This is a genomic window from Cupriavidus sp. NPDC089707 (assembly GCF_044748965.1).
Taxonomy (GTDB): domain Bacteria; phylum Pseudomonadota; class Gammaproteobacteria; order Burkholderiales; family Burkholderiaceae; genus Cupriavidus.
Genome location: NZ_JBIVHB010000009.1, coordinates 137,930 through 158,969 on the forward strand (window position 1 = coordinate 137,930; position 21,040 = coordinate 158,969).

Consider the following 21,040-nt stretch of genomic DNA (forward strand, 5'->3'; position numbering starts at 1 on the left):
GCGGCCGACGCGGCTCAGGCGAGCGCACGCTCGGCGGTGGCGAGCAGCGTGGCGAGCGGTATGCGTGGCAGGGCGTGGATCGCATCGTAGGCGAGCGCGAACGGGTCCAGCCTGGCCTCGGCCGGCACCGGCGCGCGCATGCCGGTGACCACGAAGGCGAGATAGAAGCGCTGCTGCGGATTGTCCTGCAGCGTGAGCTGGCCGCCGTGGCGGGCCATCACGCAATGCGCCAGGTAAAGGCCGAGCCGGTTCAGCAGCCAGGTGCGCGCATCGTCCGTGGCCGCCTGCAGGTCGGTGCGATCGACAAAGGCGGCGAGCCGCGCGAACTGGCCCTGCGGATCGTCCGACAGGGCGCTGTGGGGCACGATGCCGGCGACCTGCGCGAGTTCGCACAGCATGTCGTGCTGGCGTGCCTTGAGCGCATCCAGCCAGGCGCGGCGGGCGGCCAGCGAAGGGAGGGGTTGGGCGGGCTCGGTCAAAAGCTGTACTCGATAAAGACGATGCCCTCGTCCCGCAGCGCCTGCCGCAGCGCTGCCGAGGGCGGGGCATCGGTGAACATCCAGCGTGGATCATAGCCCGGGACGTTGTTGCGCAGCCAGACATCGCGCTGGATCTGTTCGCGGATGCGGTCGGTGAGTTCGACCTGGTTCGGAATCCCGCCGCGCTGTCCGGGCACGCCGATCCAGCGCGTGTACGACTTGGCCTCGCCCGCCAGCACGCCGCCGCCGGCCTGCGGCACGGGTACATCCACATAGCGCCCGCCGGTATTCGGCACCGGGAAATGCTGTTGCCCGGGCGCGCCGTACAGCTGCTGCAGGTGCGTCTCACGCTCTTGCCACAGCATGGGCTGGCGCATGCGGCTGATCTCGTCCCAGGTGTAGGTGGTGGCATTGCCCGGCCCGAGCATCAGCGGCTCGCGCGGCGGCGGAGTGATCAGCACGCGGCCGGCCTGGCCGGTGCCGAGCGACAGCGGGCCCGTGATCGACAGGGGCGACGCCGGCGCAAACGGCACCAGCGCTTGCGGACCGACCGGCACCAGGGCGGTGCTGGCCGCACCCGCTTCGCTGCCGGCGCCCAGCATCAGCGGGGCGCGGCCCGTGGCACCCGACGCCGGGGCGACCAGCGACTGCGTGCCCGCTGGTACCAGCGCGGTGCTGGCCGCGCCGGTTTCGCTGCCCGCGCCCAGCAGCAGCGGCGCCGGGCCCGCTGCCCGCGACGGCACGGTCGCGGTGGCGGCGACCCGCATGCCGCCGCCTTCGAGCAACTGGTACAGCGTCGCGGTTTCGCCGCGCACCATGATCACCAGGTCGGGGCGAGAGGCGACGGTCACGAACATGGAGCCGTCCTCGCCGATCGTGATGACGTACTCGCCACGCTCGATTGTGCGGGCCGCGGTGGTGCCGCGGGTGGCCAGCGCGGTAGTGCCTTCCGCCAGCGGAGCCGCGCGCGGCAGGGCGGTGCTCATGCGGAAGGCCCCGCTGAAAATGCCCAGGTAGCCGGTGGCCACGCTGATGAAGCCGCCGAGCACCATCGCGTTGCCGGCCCGCTGCTGCGCGGGCGTGAAGACGTCGTGCGCGCCGGTGGCCAGCGCGTAGGCGGAGCCGATGCGCATCGATTCCTGGCCCTTCTGCACGCCATAGACGCCAAGCGAGATTTCCAGCGCGGCGAAAAAGGCGATGCCGGCTGCCGAGGTCGGCGGGAAGATGGCGAGCAGCAGCGCCAGTGCCGACAGCGCGGCCACGACGACCGACTCGACCTTTGCCCAGAACGCGTTGCGGTCCATCTCATCCTGGATGGCGGTGCGGACCGCTGGGTCGGCGAGCGGCAGCAGGCTCCGGATGACGGGGCCGAAATGCTCGTAGCCGACCTCGTTCGCGCGGATCTTGCTGATCAGTTCGTCGTAGTTGCCGCGGCGCGTGGTGATGGCCGACAGGATCTGATCGCGTATCTCCCGCGCGGTGCCGGTGCGCAGCGTGTCGAGCATGCCCTCCGGCAGCACCTTGTAGCCCTCCGGCCCCAGTGCCTGCATGATCGGCCCGACCCGGGCCAGCGCTTGCCGGGTCGCCGCGGGATCGGGATACATCTGGTGCAGTTCGGCTTCGGCCGATCCGGCCGGCGGGCGGTACAGGCTGGGCCGCGCGCTGGCGCCGCCAGCGGTGGTCGTGGCCGTGGTCGTCGTGCCGGTGGCGGGCGCCGGCGCGAGGCCGTAGAGCGCGCCCAGGTCAGGCAGGCGGGACTGGCTCTCCAGCGTGTCGAAGCGCGACCGCGGACGGACCCCCGCGCGCAATTCGGTCGGGGTGGCCCAACTGCCGAAGCTGAGCGCCTCGCGCTCGGTCCGCGAGGCGGAGATCTGCGTTTCCAGGTGGCAGCCGGTGCAGGCGCGGAACTCGCCGAAGGCCTGCCTCGCGCGCAGTTCGCGCATCAGGGGGTCGCGCATTTCCTGCAGCTCGAAGTAGGGGCGTGACGCGCCGGATTGCGTCATGCCCATGGCCGCCAGGTCTTCGCTGGGGATGACTTCGTCCACCAGCCCCGACCACATGCCGAGATTGCGCTTGTTTGCCAGCAAACGGTGGATGGCCGTGGTCTTCACCAGTTCCTTGAACGAGGACACGCGCTCGTCCAGCGAGCCGGTCAGGTTCAGTACGGTCGGGTTGGCCGGGTCGGGCGGCGCCACGCACATCTGCGGCGCGGCCGGGGCTTCGGCGCGGCAGACCTGGGGCTCGCCGGCGGATGGCGCCAGGCTCAGCGGGGAAGAGGCCTGGGTGGTGGATGAGGTGGATGAGGTGGACGAGGCTGACGCCGAGGAGGACTGCAGCGGATCCCGGCGCAGCGTCGGCGCGGCTTGCGCGCGACGGCCGTCCTGCAGCACGTGCGCGAGTTCGTGCCCGAGCAGCCGCTTGCCATCGCTGGTGTGCGGCCGGTACTGGCCGGCGCCGAAGGCGATGTGCGAACCGAGGGCGAAGGCACGGGCGTCCAGGTGCGCCGCGCTGGCGGCAGCGTCGGCATTGTCGTGGATGCGGACGTCGGACAGGTCGGCCTGGTAGCGCGCCTCGAAGAAGCTGCGCTCGCTGTCGCCGAGATGCCGCGCATGGCCCAGCGACAGGTTGGAGGAACCGGCAGGCAGGCCATGGCCGCGCGGCTTGCGGCGCACGGTGCCGTGCGCCGCGGCCCGGCAATGGGGGCACGGCGGCTGGCCGGCCGCGCAGGTGCAGCCGGCGGGCTTGCCGGCCAGCGCGGCATCGGCCATGCGATCGGCTTCGGCTTCTTCGGGGTCGCCGGGTGCGCCCACCGTGTGCCTGGCGCGGATCTCGCCACGCGCGTAGAGGTCCTGCAGGGCCAGATTGCCAGGCTGCGCGGCGCCGGCAAGGCGGGTGCCGGCGGGGTCGGCGCCGCCGCGCTGCTGGCGCCCGGCACTGGCGGGCTTTCCGGCCCGGTCGCCCCGGTCGGTGCCGGCGGCGTTGGCGGTGCGGTCAGCGTGGGCTCGGGTCTGCATGGCGTTCGCCGGCGGCTCAGGCGCACCGGGTGGCGGAGCAGGTCAGGTGGAGTTCCACGCCCTGGTCCGTCACCTTGGGATCCACGATCGTATCGAGGCTGGGCGGCGTAAAGCCCTCTGGCTTGTCCTCGACCGATTTCACTTCCCAGCTGCCATCCTGCTTCTTCTGGTAGGTGACGTCGACGTCCTGGATAAAGCCCAGCGGATCCAGCGGGTCCTTGTACTGCCAGCTCACCACCAGCGTTTCACCGGGACGCTTGGCGTTCGCCTTGCCGCGGACGTTGGCGCGCCACACGGGCATATTGACCGGCCCGACATCGCCGAAGCGCTCCATGAAGTCGCCGCGCAGGAAGCTGCCGAGCCTGACGTACCACGGCTGGTCGGCGTAGGCCAGCGGGCCCACCGGCGCGTAGCCCTTGGTTTCCAGGTCGCGCGCCATCTTCTTCTGCCGGCCAATGGTCTGCGCGGCGAACAGCGCGATGTTGAATGTGCCCGCGCCCCAGCTGGCATAGGGGCCGGCCTTGCTCTGCGGCGGCGGCGTCTTGACCACCACCTCGACCTTGTTGCCCGCGCCGAAGGCGCCGTGGCTCTGCGCGTCGGCCGCCAGCCGGGCCAGCTGCGCCTGCTGCTGCGGCGTCGGCGCGACCTCCAGCTCGATATGGAGGATGCGGCGTTGCGGCGCGCCCTGGTGTTCGATGCGGAACCATTCGTTGCCGATCTTCTCGCTGCGCCCGGAGCCAGGCTCGAAGTTGGCGAGCTTTTCCAGCCCCTTGCTCAGTTCCTTGTACATGGTGTCGGGCTTCTGGTAGAAGGGCAGCGAGTTCTTCATCGTCTTGAGCTGGATCAGCGCGCCGCCCTCGATGCTGGCGCTCTGGCCGGAGAAGGGCAGGCGCTGCCGCCCGAGGCCGGTGATCGGCATGGCGGTGCCGCCCTCGATGAAATCCACGCCGGGAAAGTTGCGCGGCAGCTTGACCGCGCCCGGATAGTTGTTGACCAGCACCATGTCTTCCGCCGGCAGGCCGCGCAGGTTGCCCGCGTTCCAGTCGACCAGCGGGTTGCGCGGCGCGCCGCCGCCGGGGAACAGCAGCGGCACCTGGTTGAGCAGGCTGGCCTGGGCGGGAAAGATCACGCGGTCTCCCCAGCCCGGCATCTTGCGGTCCGCGGCCTGGGTCAGCGCGTCGAGCTGTTCGGGGCCCAGCTGCGCGGTGCGTGCCGCGATGTCCGCGTCGTTGAAGCCGTTGAGCAGCAGGGCCGCGTCGTCCCAGTTGCCCTTGGCGACGGCGTTGTCGTAGTCCTGCCGCAACTGGCGGATGCGGTCCTGCTCCATGTCGGCAAAGGCCATGCCCTCGATCGGATCGGTGACCCGCTTCGACCACCCGGGCATGCCCCTGGCGGCGCCGTTGCGCAGCAGCTCGCGGTCCTTGCGCGAGAGCTCGCCCAGCAGCATGCCGATGTCTTTGTCACTGAAGCCGTTGAGCAGCACGGCCGCTTCTTCCCAGCGGCCATAGCGCACGGCGGCGCGGAAGCGCGCGATCAGGTCGTCGCGGCTCGAGGTCCGGTCTTCGTCGCGCAGGATGCCGCCGTGCGCGGGGGCGGCGAGGGCAGGCGCGGTGCCCTCCGCCACCCGCACGGCTTCCTGCTCCGGCGCGCTGCTGGCCGGGGCCACTTCGCCATGGCTGGGGAGGTCGCCGCCGCGGTGCTGGCCGACGTGGCTCAGCTCGTGCGTGAGCAGCCGGTTGCCAGCTGTCGAGCCCGGCGCGAACTGGTGCTCGCCGAAGGCAACGTGGCGACCGGCCGTGAAAGCGCGGGCGCGCAAGGCCAGCGCCATGGCGGCAGCCTCGGGGCCGGTGTGCAGCAGGGCCTGCCTGGCCGGCTCGCGCACCGCGGCGGGCAGGCGTTCGCGCTCGCGGGCATCCAGCCTGCGCGCGGGCAGGGCGGCGAGCCTGGCGAGCATGGCGGCGACATCGTGGCGGCCTGTCCCGGTCCCGGGTCGGTAGCGTTGGGCGGCCTGGTTGTCGGGCCGCGCCGGCGTGCCGCCGCCGGGCCGGTGGTGCTGCCGGCCGGGTCCTTGCGGTTCGGCCGCGGGCCGTTGCCGCCAGGCATGGCGGGCATAGTGCGCCATGGCCGTCGCCGCGCCTCAGGCGCGCCCCCGCTCGACGGTGTCCTGGTAGGCGCGGAAGCGCGCCGCCGCGCCGGGGTCGCCATGCTTGGTCTGGCGCCGCGACAGTGCCCGCATCAGTTGCGCCATGCCGACCGCGCTGCCTTCGCCCGCGGCGAGCAGGGCCGCTTCCAGCGCAATGGTCTGGATGTCGCCGCCGGTCAGCTCGAATTCCCCGGCGACGAACATATAGTCGATGTCGCCCGTCAGCGGCACGCCCGGCGGGAACATGCCGCGCCACAACTGCTCGCGCAGCGCCGCATTGGGCCGGCCGAACTCGACCGTGTAGTGCATGCGCCGCGCGAAGGCGGGGTCGAGGTTCTTGGGCAGGTTGCTGGCCAGGATCACCACGCCGTCGTGCGTTTCCATGCGCTGCAGCAGGTAGGCCACCTCGATATTGGCGTAGCGGTCGTGCGCGTCCTTGACTTCGGCGCGCTTGCCGAGCAGGGCATCGGCCTCGTCGAACAGCAGGACGGCGTCGGCGTCCTGCGCAGCGCTGAAGATGCGCTCCAGGTTCTTCTCGGTCTCGCCGATGTACTTCGACACCACGCTTGCCAGGTCGACGCGGAACAGGTCCAGGCCGGCGTCGTTGGCCAGCACCGACGCCGCCATGGTCTTGCCGGTGCCGGAGGCGCCGGCGAACAGCAGCATCAGCCCGGCGCTGCGGCCGGTGCGGCCCTGCATGTTCCAGTCGCGGAACACCCGCTCGCGGCAGGCGATGGCGGCGGCGATTTCGTGCAGCAGCTGCAGCGTGGTGGCGGGCAGTACCAGCTGCGGCCAGCGGTGCGGGCGCGTGGCCAGTTCCGCCACCTGCGCCAGCCCCTGCGCGGCAAGCTGGCGCGCGGCGCGGTCGAGCGCCTCGCGGCCGCTGGCGATGGCCGGATCGGCCGCCCACAATGCCTGCGCGGCGCGCACCGCCTGCCGGATGCGGGTGCCGGACAGGGAAAACCGGGCGGCAAGCGCTTTGGCCATGTCCGCGGCCGGCTGTCCCGCATCGGCCAGGCGGGCGTCGTGGATGGCATCGGCCCAGTCCTGTGCGCGTTCGGCGCCGGTGGCGGCAGGGAGCGTGAAGACGGTCAGTGGCAGGCGCGACAGCGTGGGCAGGGGGCGCCAGTTCGGCGGCACCAGCCACAGCACGTCCAGGCCGGCATCGAGCGCGTGCCGCAGCGCGGCGGCCAGGCGTTCGTCCGCTGCGGCGTCGCGGCTGGTGCCGCCGGCATCGTGCAGCACCAGCACGGCGTGCGCGAGCCGGGCGGTCAGCAGCGGCGATGTGCCCGCCAGCAGGGCGTGCGGCGCCAGGTGCAGCGCGTGGCGGCCGCGGCGGGCCAGCAGGCGGCGCGCCCAGCCGGCCTGGCGCTCGGGGTCGTCGCTGCGGCAGGCGATCAACTCGCCGCCGGCGATTGGTGCGCCGATGGCGTCGGCCACGGCTTCCAGCCAGGGTTCGTCCGCGCCCGCCATCTCCTGCGCGGCGGGCGGGATGCCGAGCAGGAATCGCGCGACTGGCGGCGCCAGCGCCAGGCTTTGCCCGAGCGTGCTGCGTTGTTCGCCACTGTCGGCGAGCACCAGGATGCCGGACGCGGCCAGCGTGCCGATGCGCATGCGCATCGCGGCGGCGTCATGCGGGATCCCGTCGACGCCGAGCAGCCGGCACACCATGTCGACAGTGGCGAACTTGCGCGTGATGTCGTTGTTCAGATAGGCGTAGAGCGTCTCGTAGCGCAGGTCGAGTTCGGGCGCGAGCACGACGAAGAGCAGCTCCAGGTCCGCCGCCGCCAGCTCCAGCCGCTCGCCCAGCAGCGCCAGTGGCGAACCCGCGTTGAAATGCTCGCGCCACTGCGCGGCCTGGCGCGTCAGCGCGCCGGCGGGATCGGCATCGGGCTGGCCGTGCTGCCCGGCCTGCTGGCGCAGCAGCGCGTCGACCTGGCGATCCGAGATATAGAGGCCGCGCAACTCGTCGAGCGACAGTTCATAGCGTGCGCGCAGGCGCAGGATCTCGCGTTCGACCAGGCAGTCCAGCCACAGGCGTTCGTTGCCGAAGGGGTGTGCCTGCGGCCATGGTGCCGGCATCGGCGCCTGTGGGCCGCCGGCGATGAGCGGGTCGAGATCGCGGCGCATACGGTCACTCCGTGCAGTGCAGGCTCAGCTGGCGCTGGCCCGGCCAGTCCAGGCGCAGCCGTGCCATGCCGTTCAGGCTCAGCAGCACGTGCAGCGGCGGGCGCCGCAGTGAGAGGGTCCAGGCCGCCGCGCTGGCACCGTCGCGGTGGGCTTCGCCGCGCGTGTCGAGCACGTTGGCGAACAGGTACGGCAAGGTGCAGCAGGCCGCGCCCGGGATGCGGAAGGCAGTGCGCCGCAGCGCGGCCTGCGCCAGCGTGGCGAAGATGTCTCGCCAGGCTGGCGGCAGCGCCGCCAGCACCGGGCTGGCGTGCAGCAGCGCAAGATCCTGGCGCAGCAGCCGCGTCAGGCGCAGCCGCTTGGCGAACGGCAGCGGGGCGGACTCGGCCTGGTCAGCTGGTGGCGAAGTGGCATGCAGGCGGCAGGCGCTGCCGGGCTCGATCCATACCTCGGTGCGCGTCGCGCGGGCCGGCACCCGGAGTCGCGCGACGCCGGTGAAGGCGCAGCGGCGCAACGCGGTGGCCAGCGCCTTAGCGGGCGCGCCGGCGTCCGCGGCGACCAGCCAGTCGTGCAGCGCCGGCAGCGCGAAGCCCGGTGCCACCTGCAGGAAGGCGCGCCAGAACGGATCGCGCCACACCTGTTCGCCACGATGGCCGGCGGCGATCGCCAGCGCCAGCAGCGCGGCAAGGTCGCGCGCGCTGCCGGCCCCGGCTGGCGGCGCGGGCAGTGCGCTGGCCCAGCCGCCGTCACACAGGTCATGCAGGGCAGGCAGCAGCCACGCGAGGCCACCGAATGGCGCGTCAAGCTGTTCCGCCGCGGCGTCGGGCGTGGATGGCGCGCGCTCGTGCCGTACCTGCCTGGCCTGCGCTGCCAGCGACGCCATCGCCGCACGCACAGGCGACGGCGTGGTGGCGAGCAGCACCAGCCAGTCGGGATCCGTGGCGGAGACAGGCTTGCTGTCGATGATGCCGTGCGTGGCAAGACGCGCCAGCACCGTGGCGGGCGCTTCCTCAGGCATCGACAGCAATGCCGCCAGCCAGCACAGCGCGCCGATGCCAGCCTGCTGCGTCGCGCCGCCATGCGCGAGCAGCCACAGTGCCAGCAGCGGCGGCGCAACGCGGCCGGGCGACGCTTGCCGCCATGCGCTGGCGGCAAGCTCCACCGCGCCTGCTTCGGTGGCATCGCTCTCCTGTTCGTGCCAGCGGCACAGGATGCGCACCGCCTCGCGCTCGCCCAGCGCCGCCAGCAGCATGGGCCTGCTAGCCCTGTCCAGCAGCGCCAGCGTGGCGCGCCCGGTGGCGGCGTCTTCGGTCAGCAGCGTGCGGATGGCCGCGCCCGCCGGCAACATGCGCAGGCCGGCAAAACGGTGGAAGAGCCAGCTATCCCAGCCGTCGCCGCGCAGCAGCCGTTCGATGAAGCGCGCATGGTAGGCCGCGCGCGAGGGCATCCGCACGGCGTCGCCGGCCGGGTCCGCCAGCGCGTGCGCAAAGGCCAGCGCCAGCTGGCGCGACCAGTGGCGCACGATCTGCTCGCCAGGGCACGCAGTATCGATCTCGCATGCGATCTCCAGCCGCGGCAACAGCACCACGGTATCGGCATCCAGGCCCAGTGCGTCGAGCTGGTCCGCCAGCGCCTGCGCCAGTTGCGGCGCCAGCGCGTCGAGCTGGTGGCCGAGCGCGGCCGGCGCGGGGTGCGTGGCCGGCACCGTGTACGCGTTGTGCCAGTGCCGTATGCGCAGGTGGGCCATTGCTATACCTGCGTGGCGGCAGCGGTGGCAGGCGGCTGGGCGTCGACGGCCAGCAGCTCTTCCAGCACCTGCGCGGCACCGCCGATGCGCAGCAGTTGCTCGCGCAGCGTGGCGGCACGCGCCTCGGCCTCGGCCAGCAGCCGCTGGCCCGCGCTGTATTCGCTGCGCAGCGTGGCCAGGCGCGCCTGCAGCAGGCTGCGTTCGATGGGCGCGGCGGATGCCGCGGGCGCGTTGGCGGTGGCGTGGTCCATGGCGGCTCCTTTCAGGTGCGGGGCCCGTAGGCGACGAAGTGGAAGGCGTTGTCGACGAAGCTGCCTTCCGACGGTGGCGTGACGTCGCGGGCGATCAGCGTGAAACCGCCGGGGCCTACGTTGCGCACGGTGCAAACCTGGTCGTTGTTGGCCGAGTCGACCAGGCTGGCGACGATGACCGGCGTCGCGCTAAAGGCCGGCGCGAAGCTCACGGTGTACTGGCCCGTGCCGGTGCGCATCACGCTCCACCCGGTGCCTGCGGAGCCGCCGCCCGCGCTGGCCTGCCCGGCCACGATGCGCATCTCGGCCAGGCCGCCCACGGCGAAATAGTCGCCGTTGTCGCCAAGCCGGATCGCGCCGCGCACTTCCAGCGTGCTGGCCGGCGCGGCGGTGCCCAGGCCCATGCGCCCGGCCGGGGTCACGGTCAGCTTGTCGCCGTTGCTCCACAGCCGCGCATTGCCGCCGCTGGCGTACCAGACCCAGCGCTCGCCGTTGCCCGGGCTGCCGATAAAGGCGCCGGTCTCGCGGTTCTCGAACGAAAACCCGGCACCGCCGCCGCCGCTGTGGATCTCATTGCCGAGCACGTGCAGCGTGCGCGACGGCGTCAGCGTGCCGATGCCGACGCTGCCGCCGAACAGCGCCAGGTCGGGCGAGTTGCTGCGCGCCTGGCCGATCCAGCTCGAGAACTGCGCGGCCGCCTCGTTGCCGTTGCCGACCTGCTGGAACTGGACCCGGGGCGGATCGTCGAGGTCGCTCAGCACCAGCAGCGGCGCCAGCTGCGGGCCGTACTGGAACCACGCCTGGCCGGCATCGGGCGCGCCGCTGTTGCCCATTTGCAGCCACTTGCCGTTGCCCACCGCATTGCCCTGCGGCGACGGCACCTGCTGGATGTCGAGCCGCGCGCCCGGCGTCAGCGTGCCGATGCCGACATTGCCGCTGGCCGTCTCGATGAACAGGTTGCTCAGCGTGGGATCGCCCTGGGTCACGTTGAGGCCGTTCTTGGCCGGTCCAAGGTTGATCTGCCACGCCAGCGCGCCGCCGGTGCCTTCCAGCCCGACCAGGCCGCCGTTGGCGGCGATCGCGCGTACCGTCAGCGGCAGGGCCAGCGCCTTGTCGGTGCTGCCGATGCCGACGCGGCCGTCGTGCTGGATCGCCACGCCGGCGGTATAGCTGAAGCCGATCGCGCAGGGGTCGGTGCCGGTCGGGGTGGCGGCGCCGAGGGTGAGCCGGGTCGGGCCGGCGGTGCCTTGCGGCTGGCCCAGCAGCACCCGCAGGTCGACCCCGTCGACGGTACTGGGCGCGGCGCGCTGGAGCGCCGTGACGGTGCCCTGTGCCAGGTAGTCGGTACCGCCGGCATCGACCCACTCGGCGCGCGTGCCGTAGTAGCGCAGGTGGCCGCGCGCGCGCGTATCGGCGTCGAGCCAGACCGGCTCGCGGAAGTGCGGCGTGTCGGGGTCGCTGGCGCAGAACACCAGGTCGGTGGCGGCGGGCTGGTCGGCTTCGCACAATTGCTCGATTGGCGTGGCGCCCGCACGCGGTATCCAGCGCCCGCGCAGCCGCAGCAGGCCGCCGGTGCCGTGCAGCGCCTCGCCGATCCAGCCCGAATGCCGGCGGAACAGGCGCGACTGGGTGGCGCTGGCGGGTGTCGGCTTCTGCAGCGCGCCGCCCTGCCACAGCACGCGCCCGACCGGGATCAGCCACAGGCTGGGATCGTCAGCGCCGGGAAAGCGCTGCGCCGGCACCGACCCATCCGGCGCGACCGGCTGCAGCGGCAGCAGCGCGCCCGGCGCCTCGCGCGCGTCGCCATAGCTGTCGTCGCCCAGCGCCACGCCGCTCTGGCGGGTCTCGATGGTCTTGCGCTCGCCGACCTCGACCAGGAACGACTCGACCACGCGGGCATAGGCATCGGTGGCTCCGCACACCTCGAAGCCGGGGCGCACGCCCTGGCCGGCGGCCTCGTCATAGCGGATCCAGACGTTCACCAGGCCGGCCGGCTGCCCGGCGAACAGGCCGGCGTCGAGCGGGAACGGCTCGGCCACCACGATGGCACGGCCATAGCCGTCGGTGGCCAACCCTGGCGTCAGGTAGGCCTCGACCGTGCCCTGCGGCGAGTCCTGGTAGACCAGCTCGATGCCGGAGGCGATGCCCCAGCTGTGGCTGCCCAGGTGGTGGCGCGCCAGCAGCGTGCTGAAGTAGCGCAGCAGCGCCTGCAGGTCCTCTGCCCCAAGGTACTGGCCCTCGAAGAAGCGCGGCCGCTCGGCGAATTCGGTGGTCATGGCGCCTTCCTCCTAGCCGGGTTTGCGGCCGCTGCGCTTGGCGGCGGGTTTGGCCGCGGGTTTGGCCGCCGCCTTGAGCCGTTCGATTTCCGCTGCCTGCGCCTTGACGCTGTCGCGCAGCGCGTCCATCTCTGTGCGCAGGGCGGCCATGGCGTCGGGCGCAGCCGTCTGCGGCGTTGCCCCGGCAAAGGCGGTGGCGCGCAGCGACAGGCCCAGCGCGGCGTCGAGCAGCGGTGCGATCGCGGCCGTGACGGCCGGACGCATCAGCTGGTTGGCGATCACGAACTGGGGCAGGTTGGCCGTCTCCGCGGGGGACAGCCGGTCCCGGCCGTTGCCGGGGCTGCCCGGCCCCATCATGCTTTCCGCCAGCGTGCTGAATTCCAGCGTCTTGCCGGTGCGCGCCAGTGCGGCGCGCAGCAGCCCGGTGGCGCCGGCGATGCGTTCGGGCTCGGCCACGGCGGGGTTCAGCAGGTCGTTGGCGCGCTGGTACGCCGCATCGGCCAGCTTGATGTCGGCGTTGCCGCTGCCGCTGCCGCTGCCGCTGCCGTTCCCGTTCCCGTTCCCGTTCCCGGCCGCGGCGTCAGGCGCAACGTCCGGTGCCACATCGGGTGCGATCTCCCTGCGCATCGCAAAGAGCCCGGGCTGCGCGCCCGACGCGGTGTCCTGCGGCGTGGTGTCGGGCAGGATGCCGCCGATATCGAAGCAGCACAGGTTTTCCAGCAGCTGCCGCAGCTGCTTGCCGAACGGCAGGATGCCGAGCCAGTACTGCAGCGACGGGAAGGTGGTGGCGAACTTGCGGTGCACGGTCCAGTTGCACACGCGCAGCACGCGGCAGGACTGGGCGCCGCAGCCGCCGGTGACATGCAGCGACGCCAGCGGCACGCGCACCTCGCGCGTCGGCGCCGGACACGGCGGCAGCAGCGCCGAGCAGAAGCAGGCGAGCACTGCGTCGAGCCACACGATCATCAGCAGCACCATCGCCAGGTAGATGGCGCCCGCATTGGCGAGCGTGCCCGCGGCGGGATAGGAGATGGCATTGAACTGCGCCATCAGGTCGCAGTTGTAGCTGCCGTGGCTGGCGAAATAGCGGCGCAGCTGCATGCGCGCCGCGCCGATCCACTGGTACCACGCCTGCGCCTCGGCGGCGGTGGCGGGGACCTTGAGCGTGCCGGGCAGCTTGGGCATCTGCGTGGCCAGCAGTTCGATGCAGCAGCGGAAGCGCTGCATCAGTTCGGAGTCGGGGTTGAACGCCTGGTTGTTGCCTGCCGCGCCCCCGACGGTGCTGTCTGTGGTTCCGACAGGATCCGGGGCCTTGTCGGGCGGCTTGCGGTAGACCTCGAAGGCAAAGCCCTCGCAGATCACGGTGGGCTCGCACTGCACCGGCGCGCCGCGCGGCCTGGCCAGCGTGGCGCCGTTGCCGCCGCCGCCGTTGCATCCGCATTTCATGCCGCCGCAGGCGCCCCCGCAGCCGCACTTGCCACCGTTGCCGCCGCAGGCACAGCTGTTGGCGGTGCAGTCCGGCGCCGGGCGCAGCGGCTTGACGCCACGCGCGGGCGCTTCGGCGTAGCGGATCGCCAGGATCCACTCTTCTTCGCCGGCGTCGCACTGCTGCGGCGACGGATGCTTCATCGGCTCGCACTGCTGCCAGCGGTGCTCCGCATCCTTGCAGCGCCGGATCAGCTCGCATACATCGACGCTGACCGCCTCGCACACCACGATGTCGTCGCCGCAGGGGCTGAGCGCATAGCCGCAGCCGACCGCGACACCGTCGCCGCACGGGTTGCAGGTCACCTCCAGCCCGTTGACCACGCCCCAGCCGTGCAACTGCCGGTTGTGCAGCCGGTGCTTGCCGCGGATATAGCCGTCGAGCCGGTTGAGGTCGTCGGCGGTCAGCACCTGGCCGGCGAAGAAGCGCGGCCGGCACAGGCATTCCAGCATGCCGCAGGTGCCGCACACGCAGGGCTCGGGCGGGCAGGCGGTGGGGCTCTGGCCCTGGCGCTTGCGATAGAGGTCGTTCACGGTGTTCATCGCCTGGTGCTCCCTATCCTCGTTCTACGGTGAACCAGCTTTCGAAGGTGCCGCCCTCGATGCCATCGCCGCTGACGCGCTCGTCCTGCGGCTGCAGCCACTCCGGCACCTTGCCGGGCTGCGGCGGATTGGGCGGCGACGGCGGGACCAGCTTGGGGATGTGGTCGGCATCGAGCGCGCGCAGCTGCTTGGTGTCGTGGTGCAACCCGCGGATGAAGTCGCCGTTGACCAGCAGCCGCAGTCTGGCCGGCTTGCCCTGCATGGTCTCGACCAGCTTCGGCAGGATCTGCTGGCCGATGCGCACCGCGGTGGCCATGCCGTTGGCGTCGATGCCCGGGTCGAACTGGGTCTGCGCATCGCAGTCGCGTTCCAGCTGGCCGGGCTCCAGGTCTTCGCGCGACAGCGGCAGGTCGCACCAGCAGCGCAGCGGCAGCTCGATCAGGCGCTCATCGTGCTGCACCTGCAGGTGGATGGCGTCGGCGTGCAGGTCGGCGGCCATCACCGGCGTGTCGAATGCCACCACCAGTCCCTTGGCGATGGCGTCGAAGGGGATGTGCTCGGCATGCTTCCAGTTGATGTCGCAGATGTGGGGCAGGGCCCAGTCCAGGCCGTCGCCGGGCTTGCCTGGTTCACCCTGATCGCCGGGGTCGCCCTTGTCTCCTTTGTCGCCCTTCTCTCCCTTCTCTCCCTTCTCTCCCTTCTCTCCCTTCTCGCCTTTCTCACCCTGCTGCCCGGGCAGCCCAGGATCGCCCTGCTCGCCCTTGGCGCTGGTGCCGCCGCAGCAGTGCTCCAGCATGCAGCGCACCGCCAGTGCCAGGTCGGCCACGCTGGGCACGGTCGCGCGCCAGGTCAGCATGTCGAGGCGAGCGATGTTGGCCGCCGCGTCGGCGAGCGGGTCGCTGGGCGGCACGGCCGGGTCTTCGAGCTTGCGCGACGGGCGGTATCGGGCGATCGTGGCCAGCGTCACGCAGTCCGGCGCGGGGCAGGCCGGGCAGGGATGCGGATCGAGGAAATCTTCGCAATGGGTGGCCTCGATGGCGGCGATCGCGGCGCCGTCGTCATAGACCGCCCACAGCCGCTCGCCGGCGAGCGCCAGCGCGTCGCCGCCCGGGCCGATCTCCAGCGCGTTGGACAGCAGCGCCGGCTGGCCCTGCTGCATGCGGCGCAGGTCGACCGCGACGATGCGGCTGTTGCCGGTGGCGGGCTGCATCAGCACGTAGCCGAAGCGGCCGGCCGGTTCGGCGGCCAGCGCCACGGGCGGCGCGGGCAGCGGATCCTGGTGCAGCAGCGTGCCGTCCGGCCTGGACAGCGCGATGCGCTGGCCGGCCTGGTCGGTCCAGGCGAGCAGGTCGAGGGCATCGGTCTTGACAGTGGCCAGCGCACTGACGTTGATGCCGGACAGGCCGAGCGCCGACGGCGCCAGCGCTGCCGCGGTCAGGTCGACCGACTGCATGGCGCCGTTGGCCTGCGCCAGATACAGCGTCTTGCCGTCGCTGCCGAGCGCCCATGCGGTTGCGGCAAAGCCGCTCATCGTGGCGTCGAGCACGGCCGTCAGCGTGCCCGGCGCGACATCGACGGTAAACAGCAGGCTGTCGCCGCCGCTGACCACCAGCGCCGCAACGCGGTTCGCGCCGATCGCCATCACCCAGGCCTGCGTGGCGCCGGCCGTGCCCGCCAGGTCGAGCGTCGCGTCCTCGGCACCGGCGAAGGCGCCGGCGGATGTGGTATCCAGCAGCGCCAGCCGCGCCGGGTCGGCCGCGGTGGCGCCGGCGACCAGTGCCACCAGCCGCGTGCCGTCGCCGTTCACGGCGATGCCGAAGACCGCGGTGGCAAAGTTGTGCGTGGCGATATACGCCTGGTTCGACAGCCACAGCTGCTGCACCGTGCCGCCGCCGCCCGACAAGTCCGCGGCGAGATAGGCGCGCTGGCTGGCCTCGTGCAGCGCCACCGCGCGCGCGCCGTCCAGCGTGACGCTGGCCTGCCACGTCAGCGTGGGCGGCTGGGGCTGCGCGGGGGGCACCGCCGGCAGCTCCGGATCGACCAGCACGTCGAATTCATAGCTTTCCAGGATGCGGTTGGGCGCGCAGCGGGTGTCATCGCAACCGCATTCGTCGTACAGCACCGGGACTTCCTCGGTGGGGCACTCGCGGTAGCGCAGGCACAGCAGCAACAGGTGGTCCGCGCCATCGTGCTGCTCGATCAGCGCGCGCACGGCCGGGAAGCAGGTGATGTCCAGCGTTTCCTCGTCGATCACCAGGATCTCGTTGCCGCAGCAGTCGAGCGCCGCGCCCGGCCTGACCACCACGTAGCGGTCCCGGCAGGCGGGGTTCGGGTGTGCCACCACCTCCAGCCCGCAGATCACGCCGGTGCCGTGCAGCCGCGCGTGGTGGCGCCGGAACTTCTCCACCACATAGGCCTGCTCGACATCGAAGTCCGGCACGTCCATCAGCTTGCCGAAGAAGTAATGGTTGCGCAGCGGGGTCTGCACCTCGCAGCCCGGGCAGGGTGCGTCGCAGCAGCCAGTCGGGGTATGCATTGCGTTGCCCATGGTTGAGACCTCTCGTCGTTGGTCCGCTCTGGTGGCCGCTCCAGCAGCCGCTACTGCATCGTTGTGTCCATGCCCACGCGCCGCGTGCCCACGCGCAAGGCGCGCGCGCCGCCGTCGCGGTCGGCGCCGCCCAGCACGGTGGCGCGCCCGAGTTTCATCGCATCCAGCGTGACCGGCGCGGCGCGGTAGCCGATCACGGCATCCAGCCCCAGCATCGCCTGCACGCCGATACGGAAGCGCGGCGCCACCGGCACCAGCGTGGCCTGCACGTGCGCGGGCACGTCGGCCTTGAGCAGCTGCGCCAGCGCGCGTGCCAGCGCCGGTTCGCGCACGCAGGCCACGGGCACGAACACCGACAGCTTGTGCGCGTAGACATGGAAGGGATCGCGCCACGGGTCCTGCGCGGTCTTGAGCTGCGTCACGCCGATGCGCGCGCTTTCGTCCGGGCTGGCGGCGCCGTGGCGGCCGGCATGGACGGGGCCGACGCAGGGCGCGCAGTCATCGCCGCCTTCGCTGCCAGCAAGGGCCGGCAGCGGGCAGCCCGGCGTGGCGATGGGCGGCGCGCCTGCGCCCAGCCGGCTGCGGTTGACGATGCGCTCGCCCCAGAGCCGGGCGTTGTCTGACAGCCGGCCGAACCCCAGGAACAGCCAGCGCCTCAGGATGTAGTGCTCCAGCAGCAGGCGCGGCGGGCGCCAGCGGAAGCGTTCGGGAATGTCGGTAGCGCATGGCACGCAGGGCGCCGTGCCGGCGCTGTAGCCGCACCAGCGCTGCAGGCCGAGAAAGAGGTAGAGCGTGTGCGTCAGCCCGCGTGGCGTGCCGCGCCAGGCAAACGCGCGCGCCGCGTGCCGGATGAACGCGCGTTGCCGCGCCAGCGGCAGCGCCGACAGGCCGCTGCCCAGCCCGAGCCAGCCGGCCAGGAAGCCAAGGAAGTCCTGGCGTCCGCCGGCAGGGGCAGACAGCGCGTCGAACAGGCGCGCCTGCCCGTCGATCTGGCTTTCGATGTCGCGGAACTGGCGGTCGAACAGCGCCAGCCAGCGGTCCGTGAACTCCGCGCTGACCGGCTCGGCGCCGAAGATTGCCGGCAGGTAGCGGCGCCAGCTGATGCGCGGGAAGTCGATCGCCAGGCAGCCCAGCGACGGCGTCGCCGTGCCGTTGCCGTCCAGCCGCAGGCGCAGCCACAGGAAGCGGCCGGGGCGGGCGCGCAGCATGTAGTCGATGCCGTCGAAGGCGGTGGTGCCGTCCGCCTCGGGATGCAGCGCCAGCGCGGGCTGCCAGTCGCCGCCTTCCAGCAGGTCGGCCGGCTGCAGTTCGGTTTCAGCGGTGAGCACGTCGATGGCGAGCCGGGTATGCGCGGGCAGGCTGGCGCCAAGGATGATCCGGTCCCATACGCACTCCGAGATGCCGCTGTCGAGCGCCTGCGAGTGCCACGTGCCGGTCGCGGGCCACGCGTCGGGAGGATCGTCGGGGGGCGCGTCCAGCAGCGTGCCGGACGGGTCGAACACGCACGGCGCGGTGCACGGCGGGCTGCATAGTGCGGACAGGTCGACCGAGCCATCGGCATGCACCGTCAGCGGCAGCGGCGCGAAGGTGCCGGCGAGGTCGGCCGGGCGCAGCGGCGGATCGAGCCGCCTGCGCGTCGCCGGGTCATAGAACACCACCGCTTCGGCGCCATCCGCGGCCACCAGCAGCCTGCCGTCGCAGGTGGCGGCCAGCGCGGCGACGGCGCCAAAGCCGTCATGGCGCTCCAGCACGCAGCCGGACGCGGCGAAGCGCAGCAGCAGTCCGTGCATGCGGTCGCCGACCCAGATATCGCCGTTGGGTGCCGCCGCCAGTGCCGCCGGCTGCCAGTCGTCGAGCCGGCTGCCGGCCTCGCACGGCGGCGTGGCCAGCGGCGCGCGCCACACGCCGCGCGCGGCGCCGGTGGCGGCGTTGAGCACGATCACGCGGCGCGCCGACGGATCGGCCAGGTAGAGGCGCCCGCAGCTTTCTGCCAGCGTGGCGTGGCCCGCGGGCAGCCGCGGATCCTGCGGGCGCAGGCAGAAGGCGTCGGTGAACGCGCAGGCGCAGGGGTCGAAGCGCAGCAGGCGGCGGCCCTTGGCATCGAACAGCAGCAGCGCCTGCTGGCAGGGCCCGAGCGCGGCCAGCGCCAGGTGCCGCGGCAGCACCAGCCCGCCGAAGCTGCCAGTGGCTTCCGTCAGCGTGCGGCCGGAGCCGGGCAGCGGCAGCAGCGTCAGCGCGCCGCATTCGCCCAGCGGGCCGATGGTGGCGGCCGGAGCGGCTGGCGGCTTGCCGGGCAATGCCTGCCAGCCGAGCTCCCCGTTGAGCACCAGCGTCAGGGGGTCATGCGGCGGGCGCGGCACCGGCGGCAGGTAGGCCGCATGCGACGCCGGTCCGGCCGCGGGCGCACTGGCGGGCAGGGTGCAGGGCAGGTTCATGCATCCACCTCGCTGGTTTCATAGCGGACGCTCAGCGCCAGGGCGTCGTCGGCCAGCCGCAGCAGCGCGCCGCCGCCGACCGGGACGTTGGTGCAGGCCGGGTAGTCGGTGTCGTCGAGCCGGAACAGCAGGTCGTCGACGCTGGCCACCCCGGGCAGCAGCAGCCGCTGCACCACGCGCGAGTAGCTGATGTCGCCGCCGAACGGCCAGCCGCTGCCGTCGGCATCCGGCTTGCTGTCCTCGCCGCCAACCAACGCATGGAAGTAGCGCCGCAGCGCCAGCAGCGCTGCCTGCTTGACCGCGGCCAGGTCGGCATCGCCGGCCACGGTGAGCGTGGCGGAGAGCCTGAGCAGCCGGTAGGTCGGCGCCAGCACGTAGAGCTCGGTGGTGGCCAGGCGGCGCTGGTCGAGCCGCGCGCAGACCTCGCGCAGCAGGCCTTCGGTGGGCTGCGGCGCGGGATCGTCCAGCGGCCGTTGCGGGTCGCTGGCCTCGGGCACGACCACCACGCTGACCACGCCCGGCACTTCAACGCCCGGAAACGCAGGATGGAACAGCGGCAGCGCCCGCGCGCGCGCCACGCCGCCGACCTGCCGCGCATGCAACTCGAAGTCGTCGCGCGTGACGGCGCGTTCGTGGCTCTTCAGCGTGGCGGCGGCGCGTTCGCGCGCGGCTTCCAGGGTTTCTTCATCCGCGCCGCCGAAGGCTGGGAACAGGTTGCCCACGCCCTCGGTGTCGATGCCCGGCAGGCTGCCGCGCAGCGTGGCGATCAATCCGGCGCCGACATTGCCGTGCGCGCCGCCGCCCACGCGGTAGCGCCGCGCGACGATATTGGCAGGGCGATTCGGGTTGGCCACCGGAATGCGGCCGCCGATGCCGTGGAAACGGATCTCGCCGGTGGTGCGGTTGAGCACGTAGTGCGCATCGTCCGGGCCGGAGGCCAGGAAATCCGCCACCTCCTGCCACGGCTGCAGCCCGTCGCCTTCATCGACCTCCAGTGCCAGGCTGCCGGCCAGCACCGGGTGCTGGGCGAGCTGGAACACCTGGTCGGGCATGCCGGTGCTGCGCCCCACGATCTCCGCATCGACCGACTGCGCGGCGATCGCCGGGACCGTGTTGGTGCGCACCGCCAGCAGCCGCGGCGGACGCTGGTAGGCGCCGCCGGCCAGCCGCGCGCGCAGCCAGTAGCGCGGCGCGGCCACCTTGCCCAGTATCGCGCGCTGCGGGCCGTTGCGGGGCGCGGCGCCGAGCAGCACATGGCCGCTGCGGGTCAGGGCGGCGGTGTCGTCGCGCAGCGTGTCGAGCGGGTACCAATCCTTGCCGTTCCAGTACTCCCACGCCAGCGTCGCTGGCGGCGCGGTGGCCAGCGGGCTGTCGACATAGAACGGCGCCCGCGCATCGCGCCGCGCGATCCACACCGCCAGGTCGATCGGCACGCCGGGGAAGTCCAGCGGGGAGTCGAAGCCCAGCATCAGCGCGTTGCCCACCCGCACCGCCGGCCCGAAGGCGAGGAAGCCGGCCTGCACCTCCGTGTTGGCGGCACTGACGTCGGTGGTCTGCAGGCCCTGGTCGACCTGCACCGTGTCAAGCCGGGCGCTGAGCGCGATCAGCGCCTTCTCGGTCTCGAACACGACGGGCCGCTCTTCGCCCGGCACCTCGGCCGCGACCTGCGTGTGCAGCGGCACGATCAGCGTCGGCTCGGCGAAGGTTGCCTGCACCGGGAAGCTCAGCTCCGCGCGCGCCGGCCGCGCCGGCAGCAGCTCGATGCCGAGCAGTTCCAGGAACTTCAGGTAGTTCAGCTTGGGCACGCGCCCAAGCCGCGCGATCAGCAGGTCGCTCATCCAGGCCATCAGCTGCACCACTGCCATGCCGGGCTCGTTGTCGTTGACGTCGTTCCACTCCGGCGTGTAGCGCGGAATGCGCGCGCGCGCCTCGGCCACCAGGTCGGCAAAGCGCCTGTCGTCGATCACCGGGTATTCATTCCTGAGCGGCATG

11 protein-coding genes are annotated in these 21,040 nt (G+C 72.4%); all 11 read right to left on the reverse strand.

Annotated elements, in window-relative coordinates:
• Nucleotides 1-14: 14 nt before the first annotated feature.
• The 11 genes from ACIP1U_RS16840 to ACIP1U_RS16890 are packed head-to-tail and all read right to left on the reverse strand — an operon-like array spanning nt 15 to nt 21,039.
• A complete protein-coding gene (locus tag ACIP1U_RS16840; RefSeq protein WP_400316838.1) occupies nt 15-479 on the reverse strand; it encodes a hypothetical protein in 465 nt (154 codons plus the stop codon).
• Nucleotides 476-3,493, reverse strand: a complete 3,018-nt coding sequence (locus tag ACIP1U_RS16845; RefSeq protein WP_400316839.1) for a DUF4157 domain-containing protein — start codon at nt 3,491-3,493, stop codon at nt 476-478. Before ACIP1U_RS16845 ends, ACIP1U_RS16840 begins: the two co-directional genes overlap by 4 nt.
• A gap of 16 nt (nt 3,494-3,509) precedes the next feature.
• The gene (locus tag ACIP1U_RS16850) at nt 3,510-5,615 is read right to left on the reverse strand and encodes a DUF4157 domain-containing protein (protein WP_400316840.1); all 2,106 of its coding nucleotides are present in this window, start codon (nt 5,613-5,615) and stop codon (nt 3,510-3,512) included.
• Nucleotides 5,616-5,630: 15 nt separating this feature from the next.
• Nucleotides 5,631-7,766, reverse strand: coding sequence for an ATP-binding protein (locus ACIP1U_RS16855; RefSeq protein ID WP_400316841.1), 2,136 nt, complete (start codon nt 7,764-7,766; stop codon nt 5,631-5,633).
• Between the two features lie 4 nt (nt 7,767-7,770).
• Nucleotides 7,771-9,510 carry a hypothetical protein gene (locus ACIP1U_RS16860; RefSeq protein WP_400316842.1) on the reverse strand — a complete coding sequence of 580 codons (1,740 nt, stop codon included), beginning with the start codon at nt 9,508-9,510 and terminating at the stop codon, nt 7,771-7,773.
• A 2-nt stretch (nt 9,511-9,512) separates the two neighbouring features.
• The gene (locus ACIP1U_RS16865) at nt 9,513-9,761 is read right to left on the reverse strand and encodes a hypothetical protein (protein ID WP_400316844.1); all 249 of its coding nucleotides are present in this window, start codon (nt 9,759-9,761) and stop codon (nt 9,513-9,515) included.
• 11 nt (nt 9,762-9,772) lie between these two features.
• The gene (locus ACIP1U_RS16870; RefSeq protein WP_400316845.1) at nt 9,773-12,037 is read right to left on the reverse strand and encodes a hypothetical protein; all 2,265 of its coding nucleotides are present in this window, start codon (nt 12,035-12,037) and stop codon (nt 9,773-9,775) included.
• 12 nt (nt 12,038-12,049) lie between these two features.
• Nucleotides 12,050-14,065 carry a hypothetical protein gene (locus ACIP1U_RS16875; RefSeq protein WP_400316846.1) on the reverse strand — a complete coding sequence of 672 codons (2,016 nt, stop codon included), beginning with the start codon at nt 14,063-14,065 and terminating at the stop codon, nt 12,050-12,052.
• Between the two features lie 13 nt (nt 14,066-14,078).
• Nucleotides 14,079-16,613, reverse strand: coding sequence for a hypothetical protein (locus tag ACIP1U_RS16880; protein WP_400316848.1), 2,535 nt, complete (start codon nt 16,611-16,613; stop codon nt 14,079-14,081).
• A 50-nt stretch (nt 16,614-16,663) separates the two neighbouring features.
• Nucleotides 16,664-19,048, reverse strand: coding sequence for a hypothetical protein (locus tag ACIP1U_RS16885; protein WP_400316849.1), 2,385 nt, complete (start codon nt 19,046-19,048; stop codon nt 16,664-16,666).
• Nucleotides 19,045-21,039 carry a putative baseplate assembly protein gene (locus ACIP1U_RS16890; protein ID WP_400316850.1) on the reverse strand — a complete coding sequence of 665 codons (1,995 nt, stop codon included), beginning with the start codon at nt 21,037-21,039 and terminating at the stop codon, nt 19,045-19,047. Before ACIP1U_RS16890 ends, ACIP1U_RS16885 begins: the two co-directional genes overlap by 4 nt.
• Nucleotide 21,040 lies beyond the last annotated feature (1 nt).